This is a genomic window from Streptomyces sp. NPDC088817, from assembly GCF_044750345.1.
GTDB lineage: Bacteria > Actinomycetota > Actinomycetes > Streptomycetales > Streptomycetaceae > Streptomyces.
In genome coordinates this window covers 40,040-66,491 of the sequence record NZ_JBIVJN010000008.1, presented here as the reverse complement: position 1 = coordinate 66,491, position 26,452 = coordinate 40,040, and the positions used below count along the sequence as shown (strand labels likewise).

The window sequence follows — 26,452 nt, the reverse complement described above, 5'->3', positions numbered from 1 at the left end:
TTGTGCGCTGGGTTTGGCAACCAAGGTGTCATGATGGTGCGATGAGCGACATCGACAGCGACCTCGACGGCGGGGTCGAGGCCCCTCTCCCGCCGGACGAACTCGGCCGCCGCCTCACCGAGGTGTTCGATCTGGTGGGCCCCCTGTACCGGCGGGTGCAGCGCAAGGTCGAGCAGGGCGAGGCCGTCGAGGGGCTGTCCGTCGGCGTACGGGCCGTGCTCGACCTGCTGCACAAGCACGGCCCGATGACCGTCCCCCAGATGGGACGCGCGCAGGCGATCAGCCGCCAGTTCGTGCAGCGCATGGTGAACGACGCGGCGGCCCGCGGCCTGGTGCGCAGCGTCCCGAACCCGGCGCACCAGCGCTCGTCGCTGATCCGGCTCACGGACGCGGGCCGGGCTGCGATCACCTCGGTGCTGGACCGCGAGCACCAGCTGCTGCGCCAGGTCGGCGGCGACCTGACGGACTCCGAGGTACGGGCCTGCCTCCACGTGCTCGGCGAGATGCTCGACCTCTTCGAACACGTGGAGGTCGACTGACCGGCCCCGCATGGGCCGACCGGCGCCGACCCAGTACCTCGGTCGCTCGCCCGGCCCCGCCGCCCGGTCGAGCGACCGCCCCCCGCTCTCCCGATCAACCGGATCCGCGCCCACGGTCGACCGGCCGGGCCTACGCCCCCGATCGACCGGCGGGCTCACTCCCCCAACCGCCCGGCCAGCCCCACGCCCCGGCCAACCAACCGGCTCCGCGCCTCCGGCCGACCGACCATGCCCACGCGCAGCCGACCGACCCGCCGGGCTCACTCGCCCATGACGAGGCCGTCCTTTGCCGCGCCTCGGCTGAGTACCGCGGCGCGGATGCGGTCGCGGGTGCCCTGGAGGTCGGCGCCGCGGGCGATGGCCTTGCCGAGGTTCACCACCCGGCCCGCGTCGAGGTCGAACACCTCGGGGACGAACTCGGCCCGGGCCACCTCCCAGCGCCCGCCCGGCTTGGCGGGCGGGGAGAAGGTGAAGCGGGCCAGCGTGCTCTGGTTGGCGCGCGGGTTGGGCCGGCCGCTGTCGTCGGTCGTGGCGCCGGCGATCTGGTCGCCGAGGCCGTAGACCACCCAGGTGCCGTTGACCTTCTCGTAGGCCTGCGGGACATGGGCGTGGCTGCCGAGGATCAGGTCGACGTCGGGCCGGCCGCCGGAGTTCGAGGCGGTCAGCTTCCGGGCGAGGTCAACCTGCTGGGCGTCGGGCGCGTCCTGCCAGGCCCCGCCCCAGTTCAGGGACACGACCACGACCTGGGCGCCGGCCTTGCGGGCGGCTCGGGCGTCCTCGACGATCCGTTTCTCGTCGATCACCCGGACGGCCCACGGCTGATCGGGCGGGAGGGCGTCGTTGGTGCCGTAGGTGTAGGCGAGGTGGGCCACCACGGCACGCCCCGCCCGCAGGAGGGTGCCGCGCGCCTCGCCCTCACCCCGCGCCGAGCCGGCGTGCCGCAGCCCGGCGCCGTCGAGGGCGTCCAGCGTGCGCCGGACGCCGTCGGCACCGTCGTCCAGGGTGTGCTCGGAGGCGGTGGCGCAGCTGTCGTAGCCCGCTGCTGCGAGGGACGTCGCCAGCTCGGGCGGGGACTTGTAGCGGGGGGCGCCGGTGTAGGGCGCGCTCGCCCCGAAGGCGGTGCCCAGGTGACACAGCGCCAGGTCGGCCCGGGAGACGACGTCCTTGACGCCTTCGAGCATCGGCCGGAAGTCGTGCCCCGTGCCGCCCGCGTCGAAGGCGGCCCGTTCCAGCACCGGGGCGTCCGGCAGGATGCCGCCGGAGGCGACGAGCGTGAACGCGCCGGGCGCGCTCGCGGAGTTCGGGGCGGTCGGGGCGGCTCGTCCGGGCGGAGTGTGCTGTTCCCGTTGGTGGGCCTGGCAGGCGGCGGCCGCGGTGAGGAGGGCCGTCACGACCAGGGACACCTGCTGTCTGCGTGCGATCATCAGTTCACCCCATGGCGGTCGTATGGACATACAAATGGGTACGAATCTGACGGCTTTCGCAAACGGTATCGGCCCTCCGTTGGCCCGTTCGTGTTGCACAAGGGGCCTGACGGACCGTTCGTCGTACCGTTCACCGACGCGATCGACCGTCCGTCGCACAGCCGTGTGCACGCCCTGTCCCCGCGCCGCCCCCTGCGATGCCATACCGCCATGACGGCCGGAACCACCCTCCCGCACGGGACGACGACCGCCGAGCACGAGCTCGCCGCGCTGCAACGCGAGCACGGCCGACCGCTCTTCGCGCTCCTGCTGCGCCTGTGCGACGGTGACCGCCAGCGCGCCGAGGACCTGCTCCAGGAGACGCTCGTGCGCGCCTGGCAGCACCCCGAGGCGCTGCGCGCCGACGCCTTCGACTCCGTGCGGCCCTGGCTGCTGACCGTGGCGCGCCGGCTCGCCATCGACGCGCGCCGCGCCCGGCAGGCCCGGCCGCCGGAGGTCGGGGACGCGGACCTGGAGAACGCGCGGGTCATCGCCGACCACGCCGAACGGTCCGCCGCGACGCTCGACGTCCGGGAGGCTGTGAAGACTCTCACTCCCGAGCACCGTGAAGTCCTGGTGCTGGTGTACTTCCGGGGGGCCAGTGTGGCGGAGGCCGCCCAGGCCCTGGGCATCCCGCCCGGTACCGTGAAGTCCCGCGCGTACTACGCTCTGCGCGCCCTGCGCCGGATGCTTCCGGGATACGCGGCCGACCTGCGGTGAAACCGGATGCCTGGTCAAACCTCCGTAAAGCGCCTTGCCGTGGACCGCTGTTGAGTAATCGGCTGTCCTCATCCGTGTTCGACAGGGGGCGGGACCCCGGGACCCGGGGTCGGGCGAGGAGCGCGCACCGGAGGAAGGCAGGAAGGGATGCAGCACAGAGGTCACGAGAGCACGGACGGCCCGGACGGCGGCGAACTGGCCGTACCCATGGCCTGGTTGTACGCCGAGTACATCGCCGACGAACTGCTGCGCACCGGCGATCTGATGCCGCCGACGTCGTTCGAGTTCCGCGCCGGGCGGGACGCGCTGGCGCTCACCGTCTTCCTGTCCGACACCGGCGGCGAGCTCTCCCGCGTCCGGGTGGTCTCCCAGTTGGAGACCTGGTTGTCGCTGACCGCGTACGACCAGCCGTGGCAGGACTGGGTGTGCGAGCGGATGGCCGGCCTCGCGGCCGAGGCGGACGCCCGCGGGGTGCCCTCGCCCGACCTGGCGCTGGCCGGGGCTGCCTGGCGCTGGCTGGAGGAGACGGAACTGCTCGCGCCCGATCTGGACGCGGTGCCGGGCGGCGCGGGCGTGCTCGGCGAGGACGAGGGGCCGAAGGTGTGGACACCCGCCTGGCAGCTCGGACTGCCCCTCGGACACTTGGCCATCCACCTCTTCTAGTGCCCTGACAGGCAACGTTCGCCCCGGGTCCTCCTCGGATTCGGGGCCTTGATCCGGGCCTTTCGGAGCGCGGCCGGATTCCGACCAATCCGCGGGACCGGCCGCTCCGAACGTCTTGATTACGATTCGGAACGCCGCTGAGTGATTCCGGTGCCGGGCTCGTACGGGTGGGAGCAACGAGTAACCCCACCCGCACTCACAGGCACGAGGATTCGGCATGAGGTCCCTGGAACGGCATCGCGATGCCGGCGCATACGCGCTCGGCATGCTGGACGAGGCGGACGCCTTCCGCTTCGAGGACCACCTCGCGGAGTGCCCTCGCTGCGCGGCGCACGTCACCGAGTTCGGCCCCACGACCCGGCAGCTGATGCTGTACCGGCGGGCCACGCCGCGCTTCGTGCACCCCATGACGCGGCCCGGCCCCGGGCTGCTGGACCGACTGGTCGGCGAGGTCGCCCGGCGGCGCCGGGCCGGACGCCGGCGGTTCCTCTACGGTCTGGCCGCCTCGGTGGTGCTCGCCGTGTGCGGACCCGCGGTCGCCGCCGTCGCCGGACACCACGGCGGGCCCGCCCGCTACGCGGCGACCGACGCGACCACGGGCGTGTGGGCCGAGATCAGGGCCGCCGACCGGGACTGGGGCAGCGATCTGGAGGTGCGGGTCAGGGACGGCGCGGGCCCCCACTCCTGCCGGCTCGTCGTGGTCGGCCGCGACGGCTCGGAGCAGACCGTGACCACCTGGAACGTCCTTGCGCACGACACGGGCACCAGCACGGTCGCGGGCGGCACGACCATGCATCCCGGGCAGATCGAGCGCTTCGAGGTGCGCACCACGGACGGACGGCCCCTGGTGACCCTCGACTCGCGGTGAGCCGTCGGCCGGGCCGTCACTTGAGCAGCCGGGACAGGCGCCGGTCGGCCAGCGGTTTCCCGCCCGTCTGGCAGGTAGGGCAGTACTGGAGCGAGGAGTCGCTGAAGGACACCTCGCGGATGGTGTCCCCGCACACCGGGCAGGGCTCGCCGGTCCGGCCGTGCACCCGCAGGCCGCCCTTCTTCTCCGCCTTCAGACGTCCGGCCGCGAGGCCCCTGGAGCGCCCGACCGCCTCCGTCAGGGTGGTGCGCAGTGCCTCGTACAGGGTGTGCGTCTCCTGCGGTGTCAGGGAGGCCGCCAGCTTGAACGGGGACATCCTCGCCGCGTGCAGGATCTCGTCGCTGTAGGCGTTTCCGACGCCCGCGATCAGGCTCTGGTCGCGCAGGGCGCCCTTGATCTGGCGCCGCTCCCCCGCGAGCAGCCGGGCGAACCGCTCCTCGTCGAAGTCGTCGGCCAGCGGGTCGGGGCCGAGGCGGGCCACCCCGGGCACCTCCCCCGGATCCCCCACGACGTACACCGCGAGCCGCTTCTGGGTGCCGGCCTCGGTGAGGTCGAAGCCCGCGCCGGTCTCCAGGGCGACCCGCAGGGCGAGCGGGCCCTTGCCGGGCCGGGGCACGCCGTCGGGCAGCCGGTCCTTCCACTGGAGCCAGCCCCCGCGGGCCAAATGGGTGACGAGGTGCGGGCCGCCGCCGGTCTCCAGGTCCAGGAACTTGCCGTGCCGGTGCACCGCGGTGACCTCGTGGCCCTCCAGGGCGGTGACCGGCGGGTCGTACGTCTTCAGCACGCTGATCGCGACGGGCAGCACGCGCACGATCTCGTGGCCGACCAGATGGCCGGTCAGAAAGTCCTTCAGCGCTTCGACCTCGGGCAGTTCCGGCATAGGTCCAGAGTGCCACCGCGGCCGCGGGGCGCCACGTCAGCTCTCGCCGGGCACCGCGAACTCGCACCACACGCACTTGCCGCCGCCGCGCGCCTCCACGCCCCACACGTCGGTGAGCCGGTCCACGAGCAGCAGCCCCCGGCCGGAGACTCCGTCCGCCCCCGGTTCGCGGCGGCGTGGCAGAGCGCTGGAGGAGTCCTCGACCTCGATCCGCAGCCGCCGTTCGGGCCCGCTGAGGACCCGCAGGGTGACGATCGCGGCGCCCTCGGTGTGCATCAGGGCGTTGGTGATCAGCTCGTCGGCCACGAGTTCGATCTCGTACGCGTCCTCCCCGGCGCCCCAGTCCCGCACCGCCGTGCGGATCTTGTGCCGGGCCCGGGTGAGGGCCTCGGGGTCGCCGGAGGCCACGTACTGCTGGAGCCGGCCGACGGGCTGCCGCTCGGCCGGCACCTGGCGGCGCAGCACCAGCAGGGCCACGTCGTCGTCGCCGCCGCGCGCCTCGGCCATCGCGATCAGCCGGTCGGCGAGGTCCCGTACGTCGTCGGGCCCGTCGGCGACGGACCGCGCCAGCGCCCGCATGCCGTCGTCGAGGTCGGCGCCGGGCTGTTCGACCAGGCCGTCGGTGCACAGCACCAGGGACTGCCCGGGGTCGAGCTCCATGGTGCCGACGGGGTACTCCAGGCTGCCGAACTCGGCGGACAGGCCGAGCGGCAGCCCCCCGTCGACGGCGATCAGGTGGCAGCTTCCGTCGCTGTGCCGGAGCAGCGGGTCGATGTGCCCGGCCCGCACGAGCTGCACGACGCCGGTGGACAGGTCGGCCTCCGCGTACAGGCAGGTGGCGAAGCGGTCGGTGTCGAGTTCGTGCAGGAAGACCGAGGCGCGGGCCATCACGGTGGCCGGCGCGTGGCCCTCGGCGGCGTAGGCGCGCAGCACGATGCGGAGCTGGCCCATGACGGCGGCGGCGTGCGTGTCGTGGCCCTGGACGTCGCCGATGACGGCGCCGACCCGGCCGCCGGGCAGCGGGATCAGGTCGTACCAGTCGCCGCCGATGTCCCGGCCCAGGGAGCCGCCCGCGTAGCCGGAGCGGTAGCGGACGGCGACGTCGGCTCCGGGCACGCTGGGGATGGTGCGCGGCAGCATGGCCTGTTGCAGGCCCTGGGCGAGGTCCTTCTCCTGCTCGTAGAACATGGCCCGCTGGAGGCTCTGCGCGATGCTGCTGCCGAGGGCGATCAGGACGTTGCGCTCCTCCGGGGTGAAGCCGCGCCGGTCGCTGTAGAGCAGGCCCATTCCGCCGATGGGGCGGGCCTGGGCGATCAGCGGCAGATAGGCCGCCGAGGTGATGTCCAGTCCCGTGATGTGCGGCCACAGGATGGGGTAGCGCTCGGCGAACTCCTCCGGGGACTCGATGAAACGGGGGCTGAGGGTGCGCACGGCCTCGCTCATCGGGTAGGGCTCGTCGATCCGGGTGACGCGGGTGCCGGGCACGGAGGAGCCGGCGGGGCCCTCGGCGACGAGCCGGATGCGGCCGGCCTCGACCAGGCCGAGGACCAGGCTCTTGGAGCCGAGGAGGGCCAGTCCGTGGGAGTCCTTGACGACCTCGATGACGTCCTGCACGGTGCGCGCGTGGGCGAGGGCGGCGGTGGCGGCCTCCACGACGCTGGTCTGCCTGCGCCGGGCCGCGGCCTGAGCGGCCCGCTCCCGGCGGGCGTCGATGTCGCCGAGCTCCTCGGAGGCGTCGCGGAGGATCCCGGTGATCCTGCGCGGCCGGCCCGTCCCGTCGCGCTGGATGTAGCCCTGCACATGGGCCCAGCGCAGGCCGCCGTCGCGCAGGCGCAGGCGGACATAGCTGCCGTAGTTCTGGCGGCCCTCCTTCATCGCCTGGGCCACCAGGGCGTCCAGGCGATCGCGTTCGGACGGCAGCAGCCGCTTGCCCACGGTGCCCGGACGTCGGTCGTTCTCCTCGGGGGCGAGGTCGAAGATCCGGTGGGCCTGGGCGTCCAGGTGCACGAGCCCTGCGTCCAGGTCCCAGTCGAAGGTGCCCATGCCGTTGAGCGCCAGAATGGGATCCGGCTGGGCGGGCCAGTCCTCCGGGAGTGACAGGGCCGGGGCTCCCTGTTCAGCCATGGGGACACCTTGCCAGGGATCGGCTGATTCTTCGAGCCGGGGGTGGGGTATCCGGGGCCCGTGACTTTCCGGCACGGAGAGGAGCGCTCGACCGTGGGTTGGTTCACCGCACCCGAGTACTGGCTCAGCCGGCTGGTCTTCCAGCGCGCGCTGGCCGTGGTCTATCTCGTCGCCTTCCTGACGGCGGCGCTCCAGTTCCGCGCGCTGCTCGGCGAACGGGGCATGCTGCCGATCCCCCGCTTCCTCGAGCGGGTGCCGTTCACCCGGGCGCCGAGCCTGTTCCACCTGCGCTACTCCGACCGGCTGTTCGCGACGGTCGCCTGGACCGGGTGCGCGGTGTCGGCGGCGCTGGTCGCGGGCGTGGACTCGCTGGTGCCGTTGTGGGCCGCGATGCTCCTGTGGTTCGTCCCCTGGGCGCTGTACCTGTCGATCGTCAACGTCGGGCAGACCTGGTACGGCTTCGGCTGGGAGTCGCTGCTGCTGGAGACCGGGTTCCTCGCGGTCTTCCTCGGCAACGACGAGGTGGCCCCGCCCGTGGTCGTGCTGTTCCTGCTGCGCTGGATCCTCTTCCGCGTCGAGTTCGGCGCGGGGCTGATCAAGCTGCGCGGCGATGCCTGCTGGCGCGAGCTGACCTGTCTGCACTACCACCACGAGACGCAGCCGATGCCGGGCCCGCTGAGCTGGTTCTTCCACCATCTGCCGGGGCCGCTGCACAAGGCGGAGGTGGCCGCCAACCACGTCACGCAGCTGATCGTGCCGTTCCTGCTGTTCGCTCCGCAGCCGATCGCCACGGTCGCCGCCTCGCTGATGATCGTCACCCAGCTGTGGCTGGTGCTGTCCGGGAACTTCTCCTGGCTGAACTGGATCGCGATCGTGCTGGCGCTGTCGGCGGTCCGCTTCCCGGGGAGCGCGCCGTCCGGGCCGGCCGCGCCGCTGTGGTACGAGGTGGTGGTCCTCGCCGTGGCCACGCTGCTGGTGTTCCTCAGCTACCGCCCGGTGGTGAACATGGTCTCCCGCCGCCAGGTCATGAACCGTTCCTTCGACCCGCTGCACCTGGTCAACACCTACGGCGCGTTCGGCAGCGTCAGCCGGATCCGCTACGAGGTGGTGGTGGAGGGCACGCTGGACGAGGTGCCGCACGAAGACGCGGAGTGGCGGGAGTACGAGTTCCGGGGCAAGCCCGGTGATCCCCGGCACTGGCCGCGCCAGTTCGCGCCGTACCATCTGCGGCTGGACTGGATGATGTGGTTCGCCGCGCTCTCCCCGGCCTACGCGGGCGTCTGGTTCGGCGCGATGGTGGAGCGGCTCCTGGAGAACGACCGCGACACCCTCAGGCTGCTGCGCCGCTCCCCCTTCCCGCCCGACCGGCCGCCGCGCTACGTCCGCGCCCGGCTGTTCCGCTACCACTTCACGACCTGGCGGCAGCTGCGGGCGACCGGTGCCTGCTGGGACCGCGTCTATGTGCGCGAGTTCCTGCCGCCGACCCGGCTGGGTACCGGCACCCGCGAGCCGTGACCGGCCCCCGTCAGCTCCCGGAGGCGGGCAGCAGGCCGGTGTCCCTCAGCTCCTGCCAGAAGGCGGCTGGCACGGGGGTGGCGAACTGCTCGGCGCAGTCACGGACTTCAGCGGCCGAGCGGGTGCCGACCAGGACGGAGGCCACGGCCGGGTGGTCGGCGCAGAACCGCAGGGCCGCGGCCCGCAGGGTGATTCCGTGCCGGCCGGCCACCGCCCGGATGCGCTGGGCGCGTTCCACCAACTCCGGTGGCGCACTGGCGTAGTTGTACGTGGCTCCGGTCCTGGGGTCGGCCAGCAGACCGGAGTTGAAGGCGCCGCCGATGACGACGGACACGCCCCGCTCGGCGGCCGCGGGCAGCAGCTCCGACGCGGCGCGCTGGTCGAGGAGGGTGTACCGGCCGGCGCACAGCACCACGTCCACGTCCGTGTCACGGACGAAGCGGGTCAGCATCTCCGACTGGTTCATGCCCGCTCCGATGGCCCCGACCACGCCCTGGGCGCGGAGTTCCTCCAGCGCCGGGTAGCCCTCACGGAAGGCCTGCTCGGCGTGGTCGTCGGGGTCGTGGAGGTAGACGACGTCGACGCGGTCCAGGCCGAGCCGTTCGAGGCTGGCCTCCAGTCCTCGCCGTAGCCCGTCGGCGCTGAAGTCCCACACCCGGCGGTGGGTGGCGGGCACGGCGAAACCGTGGGCGAGATCGTTCCCGCCCGTGTCCGCGGGTTCGAGCAGTCGGCCGACCTTCGTGGAGACCGTGTACGCGGAGCGCGGGAGGCCGCGCAGGGCCGCGCCGAGGCGGCGTTCGGACAGGCCGAGGCCGTAGTGCGGGGCGGTGTCGAAGTAGCGGATGCCCTGCTCCCAGGCGGCGGCCACGGCGGCCCGCGCCTGCTCCTCGTCCACCTCGGTGTAGAGATTGCCGATGGCGGCGGCACCGAACCCGAGGCCACTGACCCCGACCCCACTCCCGCCGAGCGTCCTCACCGGGCCTCCGGACGCGGCCGCGGGCCCCGCCCGTGCGAGGCGGGGTGAGAGGTGTCATGAACGTCAAGTGCGCGTGTGCGGGCGGGTGTCGGGGTCACGGGTGGCCTTTCGGTCGGTGGTGGAGTAACGCTCGCGGCCGGGCCCGGGTTCCGGACGCAGTCGGGAGCCTCGGGTCGGCAGTGGCATGCGGCCAGGGCCGGGACCGAGGCCGGACCGGGGCCGGAGCCGGAGCCGGGACCAGAACCAGGGCCGGGGCCGGCAGTGGCCGGGGCTGGCAGTAGTCAGGCCGGGGGCCGGTCGCGGTCAGGGGCACGAGGCCGGTCACAGTCAGAGGCCGAGCACCGGGCGCGGCCACACGCCGGGGGCCGGGCGTAGCCACAGGCCGGGCACCGGGCGCGGCCACACGCCGGGGGCCGGGCGTAGCCACAGGCCGGGCACCGGGCGCGGCCACACGCCGGGGGCCGGTCACGGTCACGGGCCGGAGGCCGGCCACAGCCGGAGGCCAAACGCCGGGCGCAGCCACACGCCAGGCACCGGGCGCAGCCACACGCCGGGCACCGGGCGCGGCCACACGCCGGGGGCCGGTCACGGTCACGGGCCGGAGGCCGGCCACAGTCAGAGGCCGGGCACCGGGCGCACCCACACGCCGGGCACCGGGCGCGGCCACACGCCGGGGGCCGGTCACGGTCACGGGCCGGAGGCCGGCCACAGTCAGAGGCCGAGCACCGGGCGCGGCCACAGGCCAGGCACCGAGCGCAGCCACACGCCGAGCGCCGGGCGCGGCCACACACCGGGCGCCGGTCACGGTCAGGGGCCGGGGGTCGATAGGGGTGGTTCCGGGTGGCGGGTTCGGGAGTCGGACCATTCGCGGAGTTCGTCGGCGCCGACCTCCTCGATCACGTGCCGCAGGGTCTGCCGGGCCGCGGCGTCGCGTTCCGCCTCGGGCAGCAGCAGGTACCGGTCGACGGCCCGGCGCAGGGTCTCGCGTGCCTGCGCGGTGAGCACCCAGCGGGAGCCGGGGTCGAACAGCTGGCGCATGCCGGTGAAGAACACCGCACCGCCCGCGATCACCGCGGTCAGCCAGGCCGGCGCGTGCAGGCCGGCGGCCACGACCGTCACCGAGGTGGTGGCGAGGGCGCCCAGTTCCGTGCCGCGGTGCAGCCGCCTGGCGCGGTCGCAGGAGCGGCTGTAGAACGCCAACTCACGGTCGGCCAGCGCCAGCAGGGGATCCGGCTGGTCGGCCCAGGAGTGGTCGGGCACCGTTCTTCGTGTCATCGCCACATCATCGTGGCCACGCGCCCCACCGGGAAGGAGCGGCACGGCGCGATCCCGCCGAGTCGCCCCCGGTCGCGGGGCCTCACGCGCGCCGCAGCCGCAGCGTCATCAGCTCGAACGGCCGCAGCCGCAGGGCGATCCGGCCGCCCGCACGCTCCGGCGCCTCCTGGGTCAGGGGCCGCTCCAGCAGGTCCGTCACCGTCACGTCCGCGACGTCGAACCCGGCCGTGAGCGTCGCCCGCGCCCGCCCGCCGTGGGCCTCGTGGAAGCGGACCACCACGTCACCGCTGCCGTCGTCCGCGAGTTTCACCGCCGTCACGACCACCGCGTCCTCGTCCACCGTCACCAGCGGGGCCACGTCCTGGCCGCCGGTCAGCCGCCGCTCGGGCAGGTTGATCCGCCAGCCCTCGCGGACCGCGTCCCCGATGTCCGCGCCCGGCACCAGGGCGTGCCGGAAGCGGTGGACGCCCTGGTCGGTGTCGGGGTCGGGGAAGCGCGGGGCGCGCAGCAGGGACATCCGGACCGTGGTGGTGGTGCCCCGGTCGCCGTCGGTGCGGACCGTGCGGGTCACATCGTGGCCGTACGTCGAGTCGTTGACGACGGCGACGCCCCAGCCGGGCTCGGCCACATGCACGAATCGGTGGTTGCATGCCTCGAACCTGGCCGCGTCCCACGAGGTGTTGGTGTGGGTGGGGCGGTAGAAGTGCCCGAACTGCGTCTCGGACGCGTACCGTTCGGCGTGCACGTCGAGCGGGAAGGCGAGCTTGAGGAACTTCTCCGTCTCGTACCAGTCCACCTCGGTGTCCAGCACCAGCCGCCGCTCCCCCACCGGAAGCGACAGCACCTGGGTGACCCGGGAGTCCCCGAAGTTCCGTACGACCCGTACCGAGGCGCCGTCCTCGCGGGCCGTGACGGACTCGGCGCCGGTGAGGTCGGTGACCGTGTTGCGGTAGAACTCGTCGACGTCCCAGGCGTCCCACATGTTCGGGAGATCCGGGTGCAGTTGGAGGAGGTTCGCGGCCCGCCCCGCGGCGATCGTCTCGCGGCCGGCCTCGATGTCGTACGCCGAGACGACCAGGCCCCGCTCGTCGATCCCGATCCGCAGCAGCCCGTTGTCCAGGACGAATCCGCCGCCCGCCCGGGACCTCAGCTCCGTTCCGCCCCCGGTGACCGGCGTGGCGGCGCCGCCGGCCGGGACGCCCGCCCGTGTGTGCGGGGCCGCGTTGAAGACCAGCGGTGTGGCGCCCTTGCCCGCCAGCGCGCGCTGGGCCGAGTCGACGATCCGCTCCAGCTCCCCGGCGACCCGCTCGTAGGTGGCGCGCGCCTCGCGGTGCACCCAGGCGATGGAGGAGCCGGGCAGGATGTCGTGGAACTGGTGCAGCAGCACCGTCTTCCAGATCCGGTCCAACTCGTCGTAGGGATAGGGGAATCCGGTGCGTACAGCGGCCGTCGCCGCCCACAGTTCCGCCTCCCGCAGCAGGTGCTCGCAGCGCCGGTTGCCCCGCTTGGTCCCGGCCTGGCTGGTGAGGGTGGCGCGGTGCAGCTCCAGGTACAACTCGCCGACCCAGACGGGGGCTTGCGGGTACTCGGCCTCGGCCTGGTCGAAGAACTCCCGCGGTGTCTCCCACACCACCCGCGGCGACCCCTCCAGGTCGCGCAGCCGGGCCGCCTTCGCGACCATCTCCCGGGTGGTGCCGCCTCCTCCGTCGCCCCAGCCGGTGGGGGCGAGGGAGTGCCGTGCGGCGGCCTTGTCCTTGAAGTTGCGTGCCGCGTAGGCGAGTTCGCGGCCCGTCATGGCGCAGTTGTAGGTGTCGACGGGCGGGAAGTGGGTGAAGATCCGCGTGCCGTCGATGCCCTCCCACCAGAAGGTGTGGTGCGGGAAGGCGTTGGTGCGGGACCAGGAGATCTTCTGCGTGAGCAGCCGGGTGGAGCCCGCCGCCCTGATGATCTGCGGCAGTCCCGCGGCGAAGCCGAAGGTGTCGGGCAGCCAGGCCTCGTCGTTCTCGATGCCGAACTCGTCGAGGAAGAACCGCTTGCCGTGCACGAACTGTCGGGCCATCGCCTCCGAGCCGGGCATGTTGGTGTCGGACTCCACCCACATGCCGCCGGCCGGCACGAACCGGCCGTCCGCCACGGCCTTCTTCACCCGCGTCCACACCTCGGGCCGCCGCTCCTTGAGCCACGCCCACTGCTGGGCCTGGGACATGGCGAAGACGAACTCCGGCGCGTCCTCGAGCAGCGCGGTCATGTTGGACGTGGTACGGGCCACCTTGCGCACGGTCTCGCGCAGCGGCCACAGCCACGCCGAGTCGATGTGGGCGTGCCCGACCGCGCTGATCCGGTGCGCGGAGGCGGCGGCGGGCGCGGCCAGCACCTCGGTGAGGCGGGCCCGGGCCCGCTCGGCGGTGCCGTTCACGTCCTGGAGGTCGACCGCGTCGAGCGCCCGGTCCAGCGCGCGCAGGATGTCCCAGCGGCGCTGCGCGTCGGACGGCAGCTCGGCCATCAGTTCCCCCAGCACCTCCAGGTCGATGACGAGTTGCCACACGTTCTCGTCGAACACGGCGAGGTCCATGCGCCCGAGCGTGTACTGCGGTGCGTCGCCCGCCGTCTCGGGGTCGCCGAGCGGGGTGGGCAGGAAGCCGGGGATGACGGGGTTGGAGGCGGCCTCGATGTGCAGGCGCACCTCCTCGCCGCCTCGGGCGGGGGCGGCGACGCGGACCCAGGGGGTGCGCGGGTTGAGTCCTTTCACCGGGGTGCCGTCCGGCCGGTACACCAGGCCCTCGCACTGGAAGCCGGGCATGTTCTGGTCGAAGCCGAGGTCGAGGAGCGCCTCGACGGTCCTCCCGGCCCAGGCCTCGGGCACGGTGCCGGTCACCCGGAACCAGCTGGTGCCCCATGGCGCGCCCCACCGGGTGCCCGGCTCGATCCGCCGGGGTTCGGCGGCGAGGCCCTCGGCGACCGGTACGGGTTCGCCGGGCATGTGCCGGACCGCGACCTCCAGCGGGACGGACTCGGGATACACGGCGGGGCGGACGCGCTCGTCGAGCACCCGCCGGAGGCGGGCCTCGACCAGGCCGGGGTCGTCATGCATGAGTCGGGCTCCGTGGGGGTGGGCGGACGGCGGTACGGCCCGGCGCGGACCTCAGCGGGTGCGGGGGTCGGGCCGTTCCCCGTCGGACGTGCCCTCACCCGGCTCCTGTCCCCCGGCATCGGGCCGCGGCGCGCTCGGGCGGCGCAGCGCGGGCCTGCCGTCGCCCTCCTCGGGGCGGCCGGCGCCGGCGGGCCGGTCGCCCTGGCCGTTCAGGTTCTGCCGGACCGAGTCCAGGATCGTCAGGCCCTGGGCGACCAGGCCGGCCGCTATCTCGCCGAGCCCGTCGGCGCCGTTCAGGACGTTGACGTTGGCCCCGGAGAGACCGCCCGCGGCCTCCTTCACGATCAGCGGGAGCTGGTCGATGAGCATCCGGTCCAGGGCGACACGGTCGTACGACGCCGCGGCCTCGGCCTGGATCTTCATCCGCTGCGCCTCGGCGGCGGCGAGGAGCCGGACGCGTTCGGCCTCCGCCTCGGCGGGCTTCACGATCTCGGCCACCAGTTCCTGCTGGCGCAGCCTGGCCTGCCGCTGGGCCAGTTCGGTCTGGGCGTCGAGCACCTCCTGCCGGGCGTGCGCCTGCGCCAGCGGGCCGGCCTGGGCGGCCTGCGCCTGGGCCCGGTCCACCTCGGCCGAGTACTCCGCCTTCACCACCGCGGTCTGCCGGGCGTACTCGGCCTGCTTGCGTGCCGCCTCCTGCTCGGCCTGGGCGGCGGCCTGGTTGGCCTGGGCCTGGGCGATCTGGGCCTGCCGCCGGATGGCCGCCTTGTGCGGGGCGGACATCGCGTCGATGTAGCCGGTGTCGCCGTCGTCGATCGACTGGATCTGCAGGGAGTCCACGATCAGGCCGATCTTCGCCATCTCGGTCTTGGAGGTGTCCAGCACCTCGGCGGCGAGCTTCTGCCGTTCGGTGACGATCTCCTCGACCGTCATCGAGCCGATGATCGCCCGCAGGTGGCCGGCGAAGATCCGGCCGGTCAGGACCGACATCTGGTCCTGGTCGGAGAGGAACCGCTGACCCGCGTTGATGATGCTCTCGGTGTCGTTGCCGACCTTGAAGGCGATGACGGCGCGCACGTGCAACGCGATGCCCTGCCTGGTGACGCAGGTCTCCACGACCTCGGACTCGCACATCGACAGGGTGAGGAAGCGGACCTTGCGGAGGACGGGGAGCACGAACTTCCCGTGTCCCGTCACCACCCGGAACGGCGCGCCCCCCAGTCCCCGCCTGCCTCCGGAGATCAGCATCGCCTCGTCGGGGGCAGGAACGCGGTAACCGAACATGGTCTTGTCTCCTTAGCCCGGATCAGCCCGGGTTCAGCCCGGGGGGTCACCCCGGATCGACAGGAACGTCCCGCAGTCTCTCCAAGGGGTCGCCCCACGCGATGACGTCGACCTCGCGGCGTCCGCGTGACTCGACCACGAGCACCGTCGCACCGATCGGCAGCGGTTCCTGCGACCAGGCGAGGAATGTCTCGGACCCGCCTCTGACCCGTACCAGGATCTCGCCCGGGCCCGCGGAGCCGCGCGTGCCGATGAGAACCTCCCCCGTGCAGCCGATCACGGCCTCGTCCTGTGCCATCGCCGACCGGTCCCCCTCGTACGGCGTCCTCTGTCTTCGACCTTAGACCCACTCGGACGGCCCGCATATGGCGCTGCACAGGCCTTTCCGGCTGGGGCGGCTAGAGCGCCCGGTACATGATGTGCAGGCCCACCGGGCCGTGCCGGGGGTGCTCGTAGGCCTCCGGCACTGTGCCGAGGATGCGGAAGCCGAGCGAGGTCCAGAGCCCGACGGCGGGGTTGGTCTCCACGACGGCGTTGAAGACCATCGCCCGGTAGCCGGCGGCCGTCGCGGCCCGCAGGACGTGCTCGGCGAGGGCCCGGCCGATGCCCAGGCCGGACCGGTCGGGGTCGACCATGAAGCCCGCGTTGGCGACGCGGGCGGCGGGACCACCGTAGTTGGGGGTGACGTAGGCGGAGCCGACGACCGCGCCGCTGTCGTCCGCGGCGACGTACACGCGTTTCGCGGGGCCCATCCACAAGGCCCGGGCATCCTCCTCGGAGGTGTCCGGGTCCCAGGCGTACGTCTCGGCGGCGGCGACGATCCGGTGCCAGAACGGCCAGATCCGCGGCCAGTCCTCGGCCGTGGCTTCTCTGATCAGCATGGGCGTGAGTCTGGCACGCCCATGCGGTCGGCGATCGCGACGGGTTGTGGCCGGTCAGTCCACGCTTGGCAGGATGTGGGGCTCGGCCAGGTCGTCCTCGTACCCCGCCAGGCGGATCGGGGCCGAGCGGGCCCACACGTCGAGGCTGCCCAGGTCCGCGGGCCTTCGGCCCGCGCGCTCCATGCGTTCGTTGGGGCGCTGCTCGCGATTCGTCTTCTCCGGTGTCACCGCGCACTCCTTATGTGTCGGTCACCCTCGGGGCATGCGGCCGGTACGCACCGCGCCGCCCAAGCCCGCTCGGGTCTGGTTGGTATGCATCTCGGACGCGGTGGCGTCGGCAACTGAGGTGCGAGCAGGCCGTGGTGCACCGGCTTGCCCCGGGACGGACCATGGGTGTGGATGGAACCCGTAGTCGCTGTCCGTCCACCCCAGATTAACCAAATGAGCGGCCCCCCGCTCGATGGGGCTGCAAAGTCCAGGTAACTATCTGACGTCGCGCGTGTTGATTGGACCACTTGCGGGGTGATTTGTCGCATCATGTGCCGGGCGAGGTTCAGGTTCCGTTGGCCGCGCCGCAAGCTCGCCATGGTCTGCTGACCCACCACGACGGCTTTCTCGCGGGAGGACCGACGCATGGAGCTGCGCAGCGCCGAGGAGCTCATGGACCTGCTGTACGCCTGCCCGCCCGAGACCCGCGCCCACGCGTTGCGCACCGCCGCCCTGCTGCGCCGGCGCCACCCGGCCGACAAGGAGCTCCAGGTGGCGGGCCTGGTCCACGGCATCGGCCGGCTGCTGCGACCGGTCGGCGGCGACGGTGCGGGCGGCCCGGCGGCGGGCGCGGTGCGCGCGCTGCTCGGCGCGCGCGTCTCCCGCCTCCTGCTGCAGGACGCGGCACCCGCCGACGGCCGCCTGCCCGAGGAGGACGCGCTGTCGCTGCGCCAGGCCGCCGAGGAGGCCCGCACCGCCGGCTTCGACGCGGGTGTCCTGGAGGACTGGCGCACGGTCCTGGAGCTGGTCGCGGCGGGCAACTACCGGCTGCGGACCGTGGACTGACACCCCGTTGGGATCATCGGGCCGGCGGTCGGCTCACCACTTGCCCGGCGCGTAGTCCTTGAGGAAGACGCCGTACAGGTCCTCGCCCGCCTCGCCGCGCACGATCGGGTCGTAGACGCGGGCCGCGCCGTCCACCAGGTCGAGCGGGGCGTGGAAGCCGGCCTCGGCGAGGCGGACCTTGTCCGGGTGCGGGCGCTCGTCGGTGATCCAGCCGGTGTCGACGGCCGTCATCAGGATGCGGTCCTTCTGGAACATCTCCTCGGCGCTGGTCCGCGTGAGCATGTTCAGGGCAGCCTTGGCCATATTGGTGTGCGGATGCCCGGCGCCCTTGTAGCCGCGGTTGAACACGCCCTCCATGGCGGAGACGTTCACGATGTAGGCGCGGCGGCCCGCGGCGGCCGCCATCGCCGGACGCAGGCGGCTGATCAGGATGAACGGCGCCGTCGAGTTGCACAGCTGGACCTCGAGGAGCTCCACCGGCGTGACGTCCTCCACCGCCTGGATCCAGCTGTTGGTGTCGTGCAGGTCGGGCACGAGACCGCCGGCGTCGATGGCCGTACCGGCGGCGATCCGCTCCAGGGACGCCGAGCCGGAGACCAGGGCCAGTTCGGTGACGTCCTGCGCGGTGAGCGCGCCGCCGCCCGCCACCGGCAGCTCCGCGACCGCCCCCGAGCCGAAGGTGCCGATCACCTCGGCCGCGGGCAGCTCACCGGCCGGCAGCGGGGCCGACTCGGCGGTGACCAGCTCGCTGTAGGCCTGCGGGGAGCGCCGTACGGTCTGGGCGGCGTTGTTGATCAGGATGTCCAGCGGTCCCTCGGCGGCGACCGAGTCGGCCAGGGCCACCACCTGGGCCGGGTCGCGCAGGTCGATGCCGACGATCTTCAGCCGGTGGATCCACTCGTCGCTGTCGGGCTGGGCCTTGAAACGGCGGATGGCGTCGTTGGGGAACCGGGTCGTGATCGTGGTGTGCGCGCCGTCGCGCAGCAGCCGCAGCGCGATGTACATGCCGATCTTGGCGCGACCGCCGGTGAGCAGGGCGCGCTTGCCCGTGAGGTCGGCGCGGGCGTCCCTGCGGGCGCGGTTCTCGCCGGCGCACCGCGGGCAGAGCTGGTGGTAGAAGTAGTCGACCTCGACGTAGCGGGTCTTGCAGACGTAGCAGGAGCGCGGGCGCTGGAGTATGCCCGCGATCTGTCCCGCCCCTGTCGCGGACGAGGGCAGGATGCCCTCGGTCTCGTCGTCGATGCGCTGCGCGGATCCGGTGGCCGTGGCCTCCGTGACGGCCTTGTCGTTCGCGGTCTTGGCGGCCCGGCGTTCCTGGCGGCGGCGCTGCTTGACCGTGCGGTAGATGTGCGAGGTGGCCCGTCGGACGGCGACCGCGTCCGGGTGGTCCACGTCGATCTCGTCGAGCTCCTTGAGCACATCGAGGCACACGGCCAGGCGTTCGGGGTCGATCCCGGGCCCGTACACCACTGCGTCCGTGGCCGTCGGGCCGTCGTCTGTCACCGTCATCGCGCTGCCGTTCCCTGATCACCGTGCGGCGCTCCGACTCGCGCCTGCTTTCGAACGGGGGATTTTACGGCAGCGCCGGGCCGGTAGGCCAAACGCGGGTGATCAGGATCCGCAGACCGTGATCAGGGTCTCCACCTCCTCAGTCACGGCGCGGGCGAGCCGGTTCAGGTCGGGCACGGCCTTGGCGTCGGCGACGAGCCCGTAGTGGACCTGGCTGCGGTAGGTGGAGATCGCGACGGCCAGGGACTGGCCGCGGGCCAGCGGCGCGAAGGGGTAGACCTCGGTCAGCGGGTGGCCGCCGAGCCTCAGGCCGATGCCGGGCAGCGGCACGCTGGTGACCAGGATGTCGAACCACAGCCGGGCGGCCTGGGCGACCAGCGGCCCGCCGAGCCGGTGGCCGAGGGCGGGCACGTGGTCGGCGAGCAGCGCGACGGCGCCCGCGCCCCGGTTGGGTCCGGCGTCCTTGTTGCGGTCCATGGCCGCGCGGACGGCTGCGAGCCGGCGCAGCGGGTCCGCGTCGCCGACGGGGAGTTCCATCAGATAGCCGGAGAGCCGGTTGCCCTGCGGGTGGGCGGTGCGCGGGCGGCGCCTGGAGACCGGGATCAGGGCGCGGGGCGCGATGCCGTCGGTGCCCTCGCCCCGCTCGTCGAGCCAGCGCCGCAGGGCGCCGGCGACGACGGCGATCAGCACGTCGTTGACGGTGCCGCCGACGGCCTTGCGGACCAGGTGCACGTCGTCGATGTCGACGACCGCGCCGGCGGTGCGGCGGGTTCCGGTGGGCTCGGCGGTGAGCGCCGGGGTGGACCGGGTGGCCAGGGACGAGCGGGCGACCGAGGTACCGATGTCCAGGGCGCGGCCCACGTCGGACAGGGCGCCGCGCAGCGCCTCGGGCAGCTTGCGCACGTCGGGGAGCGGACCGCGGGCGGGTGCGGCCGGGCGGGGCCGCGGGGTGGGCATGTCCATGGGGTCGAGGACGGCCGCGGCGAGGGTCAGGGCGCGCAGGCCGTCGGCGAGGGCGTGGTGGAACTTGAACAGCACGGCGAAGGAGACGCCGTCCTCGCCGGGCAGCACGTGCGCCTCCCACGGGGGGCGGTTGCGCTCCAGCGGGCGCTGCATGAGCCGGCCCGCCTCGGCGTGGAAGTCCGTGGCCGGGGCGTGCAGCCGGACGTGGTTGAGCGGGTCGAAGGCGGGGTCGGGCTCGCGGGCGGCGCCGCCGAAGCCGAGCTGCGGACGCAGTGCCTGGGCGAGGGGCCGGCGCAGGTCGAGCGGCCGCCACACGTCCCGGATCCGCATGCGCAGGCCGGGCACGGCGGCCGCGCGGGCGGCGAGCAGGTCGGCCGCGTGCGCTCCGGCGGTCGGCGAGTGGGCGGAGAAGACCCCGAGGGCGCCGAGGTGCATGGGGTGGTCGGCGGACTCGATGTTCCAGAACGCCAGGTCGAGGGGAGCGAGCAGGTCGGGAGTCAATGGCTTGCCTCGCATCGGCGGTGGGTGTTTTCGCAGTCAACCGCCCTCAACCGATTACAGTCAAGTACGATCAAGCTACGCTCAGTTAACAATAGATTAAGTCCAACCCTGGAGAAAAGGGTGGGACACATGGGGCCTTTGAGGTCAAGCAGGGCCCCCGCAAGGGTCACCTCAGGGCAGGCGGCGCGGCCTGTGCGGTCGTACCCCAGGCCGAGGGCCGCGGCCCCACGGTGTAGCGCAGGGTGCCGATCGACCGCAGGGCGCGGGTGGTCAGATACGTCCGGTCGTGCGGCGCACCGCCGGCCCGGACCGACTGGATGTAACGGTCCTTCCGGGAGGTGCCCGGCGCCGTGATGGTGAGGCCCGCGCGCGGGTCGTGGCCGCCGTCCAGGCGCAGGTCGACACGTTCGAACACGGGCGTGGACAGGCCCCAGGTCGAACTGCCCGGCTGGACGGGGAACAGGCCGATGGAGGCCAGCACGTTCCAGGCGGACATGGTGCCCAGGTCGTCGTTCCCGCTCAGCCCGGCCGGTTCGTCGGTGAACAGGGTCAGCGCGGCGTGCACCACGTCGGTGGTCTTCCACGGCTGCCCCGTCGACAGGTAGGTGTACGGCGCGGCGAGGTCCGGTTCGTTCATCGGGTTGTACGTGGCGCTGCCGTAGTAGGCGTACGGCCCGCTGACCCAGGTCTCGCGAACGGTGCGCTCCGGGTCCTTCAGCAGGCCGTCGTAGGCGAAGAAGGCGTCCAGACGCTCGTTGGCGGCGCGCCGGCCGCCGATCAGCCGCACCAGGCCGGGCAGGTCCTGCGGCACGAGCCACTGGTACTGCCAGGACGTGCCCTCGTGGAAACCGGGACCGCGGGCCGGGTCCGCCGGCCCGGTGAAGGCGCCGGAGGCGTCGCGGGCGCGGAAGAAGCCGGTGGCGGGGTCGAACAGCGCGCGGTAGCCGCGGGAGCGGGCGGCGTACCGCGTGGCGTCCTCGTGGTGGCCGAGGGCGCGGGCCATCTGGCCGAGCATGGCGTCCGACAGGGCGTACTCCAGGGTCGCCGACGCGCCGAACGCGTAGTCGGAGTGGCCCGGCTTCGCGGGCTCATGGCCCTTGAGGTACGGGACGTAGCCGCGGGCGAGGTAGTCCGGGTTGGCGTCGCGGCCCACGGCCGGGGAGCCGGCGGGCGGCACCCCGTCGGCGTTCCGCCGCAGCGCCCGGTAGGCCCGCTCCTCGTACCCCTTCAGCAGGCCCTGCTGGAAGGCGTTGGTCAGGAACGGGGTGACCGGGTCACCGGTCATGACGTTCGTCTCGACGGTGCCGTAGCCCCACTTGGGCAGCCAGCCGCTCTCCTCGGCGACCCTGATCACCGAGATCGCCATGTCCCGGGACTCGCGCGGCGCCAGCAGGGCGAGCAGCGGGGCCTGGGTGCGGTAGGTGTCCCACAGCGACCAGTTCTGGTAGTAGGTGAAGCCCCGTGCGCGGTGGATCCGCCCGTCCCAGCCGGTGTAGCGGCCGTCGGCGTCGTTGCCCGTGTTCGGTGCCAGGAACACGTGGTACAGCGCCGAGTAGAACGCACGGCGCCGGGCCGCGTCGCCGCCCCGGACCCGTACGACGGCCAGCCGGCTCTCCCAGGACCGCCGGGCCGCGTCGCGCACCGCGTCGAAGGAACGCCCGCCCTCCGCCGCCAGGTTGCCCGCCGCGCCGGCCGCGTCGACGTAGGACAGCGCGGTCGTCGCCTCCACCGTGCGGTCCTTGCTGGTGTCGAAGCGGACGTAGGCGCCCCCGTGTCCGGTCCTGGACCCCTCGGTGACCGTGCCGCCGTCCCAGGTGCCGTACGCCGTGAACGGGCGGTCGAAACGGGTGACGGTGTACACGGTGTAGGGCCGGGTGTCCCGGCAGAAGCCGCGGCCCGTGATCGTCGTCCGCACGGTGCGGTCGCCCAGGATCTCCACCGTCGCCGCGACCGGTCTGTGCAGCGCCTGGGCGACGTTGAGCAGGACGTTGGCCTTGGTGGTGGCCGGGAAGGTGTAGCGCTGCACCCCGGTACGGGCGCTCGCCGTCAGTTCGGCGCCGATACCGCCAATACCGGATGACAGGCCGACGCGGTAGTAGCCGGGGCTCGCCCGCTCGGTGTCGTGGCCGAACGGGGCCGCGTACGTGGCGTAGTCCGTCCGCGTGACGTCACCGGTGGTGGGCAGCACCGGCAGGTCGCCGCCGATGCGGCAGCCGACGCCGGCGAGATGGACCAGGGAGAAACCGCGGACGCGGTCCTGGGTGTGGTCGTAGCCGGTGCTGTGGCCGGTGTCCGGCGAGAGCTGCACCATGCCGAAGGGCACGGCCGCGCCGGGGAAGATGTTGCCCTCGTTCGCGGTGCCGACGAACGGGTCGACCAGATCGGTGAGCCGGTCGTCGCGCGCTTCGGCCGCCGGCGCGGCGACGGGCGCGGCGGTCAGCGCGGACGCTGCCACCGCCCCCGCCGCGCACAGCCGCAGGCGCCGGGTCCATCTCATGCAGGAAGACCTCCGGAGGAGACGTCATTGCCTGCATGATCGGGTCTGAAGGCCGGTCAGCCCGGCAACCGGCGGGTGTCGCACGCGACGCGTCGAGGTTCGCGCCCCCGCGCGCGCCCCCACCCGCCGCGTCGGGTTCGAGGCCGTCGGGCTACGGAACCAGTTGTCCCTTGCCGAGAGCGATGACACCGCCCGGGGAGACGGTGTACAGCTCCGCGTCCCGCTCGGGGTTGACGCCGATGGTCGCGCCGGGCGGCACCTCGACGTTCTTGTCCAGGACCGCGCCGCGCACGATGGCGCCCCGGCCCACCCGGACGTTGTCGTGCAGCACCGAGCCCTGGACGACCGCGCCCGGGTCGACCCGGACCCCCGGCGACAGCACGGAGCGGGTGACCTGCCCGCGGATCAGGCAGCCGGCACTGATGATCGACTCACCGGCGATCCCGCCCGCGTTGAACCGGGCCGGCGAGAGCTGCCCCGAGTGGGTGTAGATCGGCCAGTCGCGGTTGTAGAGGTTGAACGCCGGACGCTCGGCGATCAGGTCCATATGGGCGTCGTAGTACGCGTCGAGCGTGCCGACGTCCCGCCAGTAGCCCTGGTCGCGGCTGGTCTCCCCGGGCACATGGTTGGCGCCGAAGTCGTAGAGCCGCGCCTCTCCGCGATCGGTGAGCTGGGGCAGGATCGAGCCACCCATGTCGTGCGCCGACCGCTCGTCCTCCGCGTCCCGCTGGAGCGCCTCGATCAGCACCTTGGTGGAGAAGACGTAGTTGCCCATGGAGGCGAAGACGCTCTCCGGGTCGTCGGGCAGGCCCGGAGGGCCGGCGGGCTTCTCCAGGAAGCGCTGCACGGTCTGCCCGTCCGTACCGGGGGTGATCACCCCGAACGACGACGACTCGGCCCGCGGCACCCGGATGCCCGCGACCGTCACGCCCGCGCCGCCCTCGATGTGCTCATTGAGCATCTGCCGCGGGTCCATGCGGTAGACGTGGTCGGCGCCGAACACCGCGACGTAGTCGGGCTGTTCGTCGTGGATCAGGTTGAGCGACTGAAGGATCGCGTCCGCGCTGCCCAGGTACCAGCGGGGCCCGAGCCGCTGCTGCGCGGGGACCGGGGTGATGTAGTTGCCGAGCAGACTGGACATCCGCCAGGTGGTGGTGATGTGCCGGTCCAGGGAGTGCGACTTGTACTGGGTCAGCACGCAGATCCGCAGGATGTCGCCGTTCACGAGGTTGGACAGGACGAAGTCGACGAGCCGGTACGTGCCGCCGAAGGTGACCGCGGGTTTCGCGCGGTCCGCGGTCAGCGGCATCAGCCGTTTGCCCTCCCCGCCCGCGAGGACGATCCCGAGGACCGAAGGTCCACCACGACGCATGGCCGCTCCCCTCACCCGGTTGCCTGCCTCCCGCTTCTGAGCAGGAGGGACTGAGCCCTAAGCCTGTCCGAGGATCTCCTCGTAGAGCCGCACGGTGCGCCGGGCGACCGCGTCCCAGCCGAACTCCTCCACCGCGCGCCGCCGCCCTGCCTCACCCATGCGGCGCGCGCCGTCCCGGTCGGCGAGCATCGAGTCCAGGGCGCGGGCGAGCCCGGTCTCGAAAGCGTCGTCCACCGGCACGAGTACCCCCGTGCGGCCGTCGTCGACCACCTCCGGGATCCCGCCGGTCCGGGAGGCCACGACGGGGGTGCCGCACGCCATCGCCTCCAGATTGACGATGCCCAGCGGCTCGTAGACCGAGGGGCAGACGAAGACGGCGGCATGGGTGAGGAGCTGGATGACATCCGGGCGCGGCAGCATCCGCGGGATCCAGTGCACTCCGTCGCGGGTCCGGCTCAGCTCCTGGTACAGCTCCCGGAACTCCCGGTCGATCTCCGGTGTGTCGGGCGCCCCCGCGCACAGCACCACCTGCGCGGCCGGGTCGATGCCCCGTACCGCCCGCAGCAGGTGGGGCACGCCCTTCTGCCGGGTGATGCGGCCGACGAACAGCACGTACGGGCGGTCCGGGTCGAGGCCGACGCGGTCGAGGACGTCCGTGCCGTGGTCCGGCCGGTACAGGCCGGTGTCGATGCCGTTGTGGACGACGTGCACCCGGTCCGGGTCGAGCGCCGGGTAGCAGCCGAGGATGTCCTCGCGCATGGCGCCGGAGACCGCGACGACCGCGTCGGCGGACTCGATCGCGGTGCGCTCGGCCCAGCCGGACAGGGCGTAGCCGCCGCCGAGCTGTTCGGCCTTCCAGGGGCGCAGGGGTTCGAGGGAGTGCGCGGTCATCACGTGCGGCACACCGTGGAGCATCTTCCCGAGGTGACCGGCGAGGTTCGCGTACCAGGTGTGGGAGTGGACGAGGTCGCGGCCCTTGAGCGCGGCGGCCATGGCGAGGTCCACGGAGAAGGTGCGCAGCGCGTCGTTGGCGCCGTCCAGCGCGGACCAGGGCCGGTGGCGTACGACGCCGTCGGCGCGGCCCTCGCCCCAGCAGTGCACCTCCAGGTCCACCAGCGGCCTCAGCTCCCGCGCCAGGAACTCGACATGGACGCCGGCGCCGCCGTACACGTCCGGCGGGTACTCCCGGGTCAGCAGTCCCACGCGCACCCGCAACCCCCTGTCCGAAGCGGCCGGTCGCCTTCATGGTCACCCAGATGCGGCCCGCGGGGAAGAGCCAGGCACCCTTGTGAAGCAGCAGTCACCGCAGAGTCCGCCGCCGGGGACGCGGTAGTACAGGCAGCAGCTCCGCCGCCGGAAGCGTCTGCCGGAGCCGGTGAGCGTGCCCGCGCCGGCGAGGAGGGGATGGGCGAGGAGCACCGCGGCCAGCTCCCGGGCGTGATCGCCCGCAGCGGTACGGCCGCCGACGCGCGACTGGTTCTCCAGCAGGCGGGCCGCGGCCGCCAGCGCGGAGGCCGCGTTGCCCCGCAGCAGCCCCGGCGCGAGGCGGTACCGGGCGCGCAGGGCGGCCGCCAGCGGTTCGAGGTGGCCGTGCAGGACGACGTCCGCGACCGTCTCCGGGTCCGCGGGGCGGGCGCGTACCTCGGTGAGCCACAGGTCGTCCGGGGCGCTGCCCTCGGGGTCCCAGCGGACGAGGCGGGCGTCCAGGTCGGGGAGCCGCCCGTACAGCACGGCGCAGCCGAGCGCCGCCGACCACAGCCGGGCGGCGAGCGCCTGGTGCGCGACCGAGGCGGCGACCCGGGCCTCGGGGGCGCCGATGCCGTCGGCGACCCGGCGGACCCGGACCACCAGGGGATGCGTCGCGGGATCGCCGGCGGGATCGGTGACGAGGTCCGTGGCGGGGTCCGCGTAGGCCTGGGCGAGGGTGGGCAGCGGGCCGTGCGGCGGGGTGCCCGTGCGCAGGGCGAAGAAGCCGCCGAGGTCGTTCAGTGCGGCGAGGTCGGGCGCGAGGTTCACGGACAGCAGTAGTACCAAGGCCCGTGCCGGGGCGTGCAAGTGGATGGGGGGACGGGTCAGGGGGTCCGTCGAGGGCGTCGGGGGGCATGGGGGGCGTCGGAGGATTCCGCGGAGGGTGTGTCCGTCCCGTGTCGCCCACCCAGGGGAGGACGGCGGGCGGGGTGTACTCCATCGGCAGTAGGACCTATTGACTGCTCAGGGACGACGACGTGGCGCGATCGGCACGGCAGGGTGGTCAACCATGGATGCCGACCGTTCGTCGCGC

Annotated in this window: 22 protein-coding genes; 6 read left to right on the top strand and 16 right to left on the bottom strand. The window is 73.2% G+C overall.

Annotation, left to right across the window (positions count from 1 at the left end; all coding sequences use genetic code 11):
* Window positions 1-41: 41 nt before the first annotated feature.
* Window positions 42-539 (top strand): MarR family transcriptional regulator, encoded by a 498-nt coding sequence (locus ACIP4X_RS16625; RefSeq protein ID WP_391454603.1) that lies wholly within the window; start codon window positions 42-44, stop codon window positions 537-539.
* Between the two features lie 260 nt (window positions 540-799).
* Here ACIP4X_RS16625 and ACIP4X_RS16620 read toward each other — a convergent pair whose 3' ends face one another.
* A complete protein-coding gene (locus tag ACIP4X_RS16620; protein ID WP_358729877.1) occupies window positions 800-1,963 on the bottom strand; it encodes a CapA family protein in 1,164 nt (387 codons plus the stop codon).
* A 210-nt stretch (window positions 1,964-2,173) separates the two neighbouring features.
* Here ACIP4X_RS16620 and ACIP4X_RS16615 point away from each other — a divergent pair, with 210 nt between their 5' ends.
* From ACIP4X_RS16615 to ACIP4X_RS16605, 3 genes are all read left to right on the top strand, one after another.
* Window positions 2,174-2,722: a sigma-70 family RNA polymerase sigma factor gene (locus ACIP4X_RS16615; RefSeq protein ID WP_100570249.1), complete on the top strand. Its 549-nt coding sequence runs from the start codon at window positions 2,174-2,176 to the stop codon at window positions 2,720-2,722.
* Between the two features lie 147 nt (window positions 2,723-2,869).
* A complete protein-coding gene (locus ACIP4X_RS16610) occupies window positions 2,870-3,385 on the top strand; it encodes a hypothetical protein (RefSeq protein WP_358729878.1) in 516 nt (171 codons plus the stop codon).
* A 217-nt stretch (window positions 3,386-3,602) separates the two neighbouring features.
* Window positions 3,603-4,253 (top strand): zf-HC2 domain-containing protein, encoded by a 651-nt coding sequence (locus ACIP4X_RS16605; protein WP_358729879.1) that lies wholly within the window; start codon window positions 3,603-3,605, stop codon window positions 4,251-4,253.
* A gap of 16 nt (window positions 4,254-4,269) precedes the next feature.
* Here ACIP4X_RS16605 and ACIP4X_RS16600 read toward each other — a convergent pair whose 3' ends face one another.
* Together ACIP4X_RS16600 and ACIP4X_RS16595 are read right to left on the bottom strand one after the other, a co-directional pair.
* A complete protein-coding gene (locus ACIP4X_RS16600) occupies window positions 4,270-5,133 on the bottom strand; it encodes a DNA-formamidopyrimidine glycosylase family protein (RefSeq protein WP_358729880.1) in 864 nt (287 codons plus the stop codon).
* 36 nt (window positions 5,134-5,169) lie between these two features.
* Window positions 5,170-7,257 carry a SpoIIE family protein phosphatase gene (locus ACIP4X_RS16595; protein WP_358729881.1) on the bottom strand — a complete coding sequence of 696 codons (2,088 nt, stop codon included), beginning with the start codon at window positions 7,255-7,257 and terminating at the stop codon, window positions 5,170-5,172.
* Between the two features lie 93 nt (window positions 7,258-7,350).
* Here ACIP4X_RS16595 and ACIP4X_RS16590 point away from each other — a divergent pair, with 93 nt between their 5' ends.
* Window positions 7,351-8,772: a lipase maturation factor family protein gene (locus ACIP4X_RS16590; RefSeq protein WP_391454605.1), complete on the top strand. Its 1,422-nt coding sequence runs from the start codon at window positions 7,351-7,353 to the stop codon at window positions 8,770-8,772.
* Between the two features lie 10 nt (window positions 8,773-8,782).
* On the opposite strand, the gene ACIP4X_RS16585 is transcribed toward ACIP4X_RS16590, so the two are convergent.
* The 7 genes from ACIP4X_RS16585 to ACIP4X_RS16555 all read right to left on the bottom strand — a co-directional run bounded on the left by ACIP4X_RS16585 (window position 8,783) and on the right by ACIP4X_RS16555 (window position 16,504).
* Entirely contained in the window at window positions 8,783-9,748 is a 966-nt protein-coding gene (locus ACIP4X_RS16585; RefSeq protein ID WP_358729883.1) for an aldo/keto reductase, read from the bottom strand.
* Window positions 9,749-10,555: 807 nt separating this feature from the next.
* Entirely contained in the window at window positions 10,556-11,023 is a 468-nt protein-coding gene (locus ACIP4X_RS16580) for a DUF4231 domain-containing protein (protein ID WP_358729884.1), read from the bottom strand.
* 82 nt (window positions 11,024-11,105) lie between these two features.
* Window positions 11,106-14,114 (bottom strand): glycoside hydrolase family 38 C-terminal domain-containing protein, encoded by a 3,009-nt coding sequence (locus tag ACIP4X_RS16575; RefSeq protein WP_391454606.1) that lies wholly within the window; start codon window positions 14,112-14,114, stop codon window positions 11,106-11,108.
* A gap of 51 nt (window positions 14,115-14,165) precedes the next feature.
* Entirely contained in the window at window positions 14,166-15,395 is a 1,230-nt protein-coding gene (locus ACIP4X_RS16570) for an SPFH domain-containing protein (RefSeq protein ID WP_358729886.1), read from the bottom strand.
* 46 nt (window positions 15,396-15,441) lie between these two features.
* Window positions 15,442-15,693, bottom strand: coding sequence for a hypothetical protein (locus tag ACIP4X_RS16565; RefSeq protein WP_358729887.1), 252 nt, complete (start codon window positions 15,691-15,693; stop codon window positions 15,442-15,444).
* A 100-nt stretch (window positions 15,694-15,793) separates the two neighbouring features.
* Complete coding sequence (locus ACIP4X_RS16560) at window positions 15,794-16,276, bottom strand: GNAT family N-acetyltransferase (RefSeq protein WP_358729888.1); 483 nt, start codon at window positions 16,274-16,276, stop codon at window positions 15,794-15,796.
* A gap of 54 nt (window positions 16,277-16,330) precedes the next feature.
* On the bottom strand, window positions 16,331-16,504 hold the full coding sequence (locus ACIP4X_RS16555) for a hypothetical protein (RefSeq protein WP_100570238.1): 174 nt from the start codon (window positions 16,502-16,504) through the stop codon (window positions 16,331-16,333).
* A gap of 405 nt (window positions 16,505-16,909) precedes the next feature.
* Between ACIP4X_RS16555 and ACIP4X_RS16550 the strand changes: the two genes are divergently transcribed.
* Entirely contained in the window at window positions 16,910-17,329 is a 420-nt protein-coding gene (locus tag ACIP4X_RS16550) for a hypothetical protein (protein ID WP_358729889.1), read from the top strand.
* Window positions 17,330-17,362: 33 nt separating this feature from the next.
* On the opposite strand, the gene ACIP4X_RS16545 is transcribed toward ACIP4X_RS16550, so the two are convergent.
* From ACIP4X_RS16545 to ACIP4X_RS16520, 6 genes are all read right to left on the bottom strand, one after another.
* Window positions 17,363-18,838 carry an SDR family NAD(P)-dependent oxidoreductase gene (locus ACIP4X_RS16545; protein WP_358729890.1) on the bottom strand — a complete coding sequence of 492 codons (1,476 nt, stop codon included), beginning with the start codon at window positions 18,836-18,838 and terminating at the stop codon, window positions 17,363-17,365.
* 102 nt (window positions 18,839-18,940) lie between these two features.
* The gene (locus tag ACIP4X_RS16540) at window positions 18,941-20,302 is read right to left on the bottom strand and encodes a wax ester/triacylglycerol synthase family O-acyltransferase (RefSeq protein WP_358729933.1); all 1,362 of its coding nucleotides are present in this window, start codon (window positions 20,300-20,302) and stop codon (window positions 18,941-18,943) included.
* Window positions 20,303-20,468: 166 nt separating this feature from the next.
* Window positions 20,469-22,799, bottom strand: a complete 2,331-nt coding sequence (locus ACIP4X_RS16535) for a GH92 family glycosyl hydrolase (protein ID WP_391454607.1) — start codon at window positions 22,797-22,799, stop codon at window positions 20,469-20,471.
* A gap of 151 nt (window positions 22,800-22,950) precedes the next feature.
* Entirely contained in the window at window positions 22,951-24,171 is a 1,221-nt protein-coding gene (gene glgC, locus ACIP4X_RS16530; protein ID WP_401348885.1) for a glucose-1-phosphate adenylyltransferase, read from the bottom strand.
* Between the two features lie 57 nt (window positions 24,172-24,228).
* Window positions 24,229-25,380 carry a glycogen synthase gene (glgA, locus tag ACIP4X_RS16525; protein WP_358729893.1) on the bottom strand — a complete coding sequence of 384 codons (1,152 nt, stop codon included), beginning with the start codon at window positions 25,378-25,380 and terminating at the stop codon, window positions 24,229-24,231.
* A 39-nt stretch (window positions 25,381-25,419) separates the two neighbouring features.
* A complete protein-coding gene (locus ACIP4X_RS16520; protein WP_391454608.1) occupies window positions 25,420-26,187 on the bottom strand; it encodes a (2Fe-2S)-binding protein in 768 nt (255 codons plus the stop codon).
* Window positions 26,188-26,452 lie beyond the last annotated feature (265 nt).

Coding starts and splice junctions, on each gene's coding strand:
- ACIP4X_RS16625 (WP_391454603.1), top strand. CDS start 42: ATGAGCGACATCGACAGCGACCTCGACGGCGGGGTCGAGGCCCCTCTC.
- ACIP4X_RS16620 (WP_358729877.1), bottom strand. CDS start 1,963: ATGATCGCACGCAGACAGCAGGTGTCCCTGGTCGTGACGGCCCTCCTC.
- ACIP4X_RS16615 (WP_100570249.1), top strand. CDS start 2,174: ATGACGGCCGGAACCACCCTCCCGCACGGGACGACGACCGCCGAGCAC.
- ACIP4X_RS16610 (WP_358729878.1), top strand. CDS start 2,870: ATGCAGCACAGAGGTCACGAGAGCACGGACGGCCCGGACGGCGGCGAA.
- ACIP4X_RS16605 (WP_358729879.1), top strand. CDS start 3,603: ATGAGGTCCCTGGAACGGCATCGCGATGCCGGCGCATACGCGCTCGGC.
- ACIP4X_RS16600 (WP_358729880.1), bottom strand. CDS start 5,133: ATGCCGGAACTGCCCGAGGTCGAAGCGCTGAAGGACTTTCTGACCGGC.
- ACIP4X_RS16595 (WP_358729881.1), bottom strand. CDS start 7,257: ATGGCTGAACAGGGAGCCCCGGCCCTGTCACTCCCGGAGGACTGGCCC.
- ACIP4X_RS16580 (WP_358729884.1), bottom strand. CDS start 11,023: ATGACACGAAGAACGGTGCCCGACCACTCCTGGGCCGACCAGCCGGAT.
- ACIP4X_RS16575 (WP_391454606.1), bottom strand. CDS start 14,114: ATGCATGACGACCCCGGCCTGGTCGAGGCCCGCCTCCGGCGGGTGCTC.
- ACIP4X_RS16570 (WP_358729886.1), bottom strand. CDS start 15,395: ATGTTCGGTTACCGCGTTCCTGCCCCCGACGAGGCGATGCTGATCTCC.
- ACIP4X_RS16565 (WP_358729887.1), bottom strand. CDS start 15,693: ATGGCACAGGACGAGGCCGTGATCGGCTGCACGGGGGAGGTTCTCATC.
- ACIP4X_RS16560 (WP_358729888.1), bottom strand. CDS start 16,276: ATGCTGATCAGAGAAGCCACGGCCGAGGACTGGCCGCGGATCTGGCCG.
- ACIP4X_RS16550 (WP_358729889.1), top strand. CDS start 16,910: ATGGAGCTGCGCAGCGCCGAGGAGCTCATGGACCTGCTGTACGCCTGC.
- ACIP4X_RS16545 (WP_358729890.1), bottom strand. CDS start 18,838: ATGACGGTGACAGACGACGGCCCGACGGCCACGGACGCAGTGGTGTAC.
- ACIP4X_RS16535 (WP_391454607.1), bottom strand. CDS start 22,799: ATGAGATGGACCCGGCGCCTGCGGCTGTGCGCGGCGGGGGCGGTGGCA.
- glgC (WP_401348885.1), bottom strand. CDS start 24,171: ATGCGTCGTGGTGGACCTTCGGTCCTCGGGATCGTCCTCGCGGGCGGG.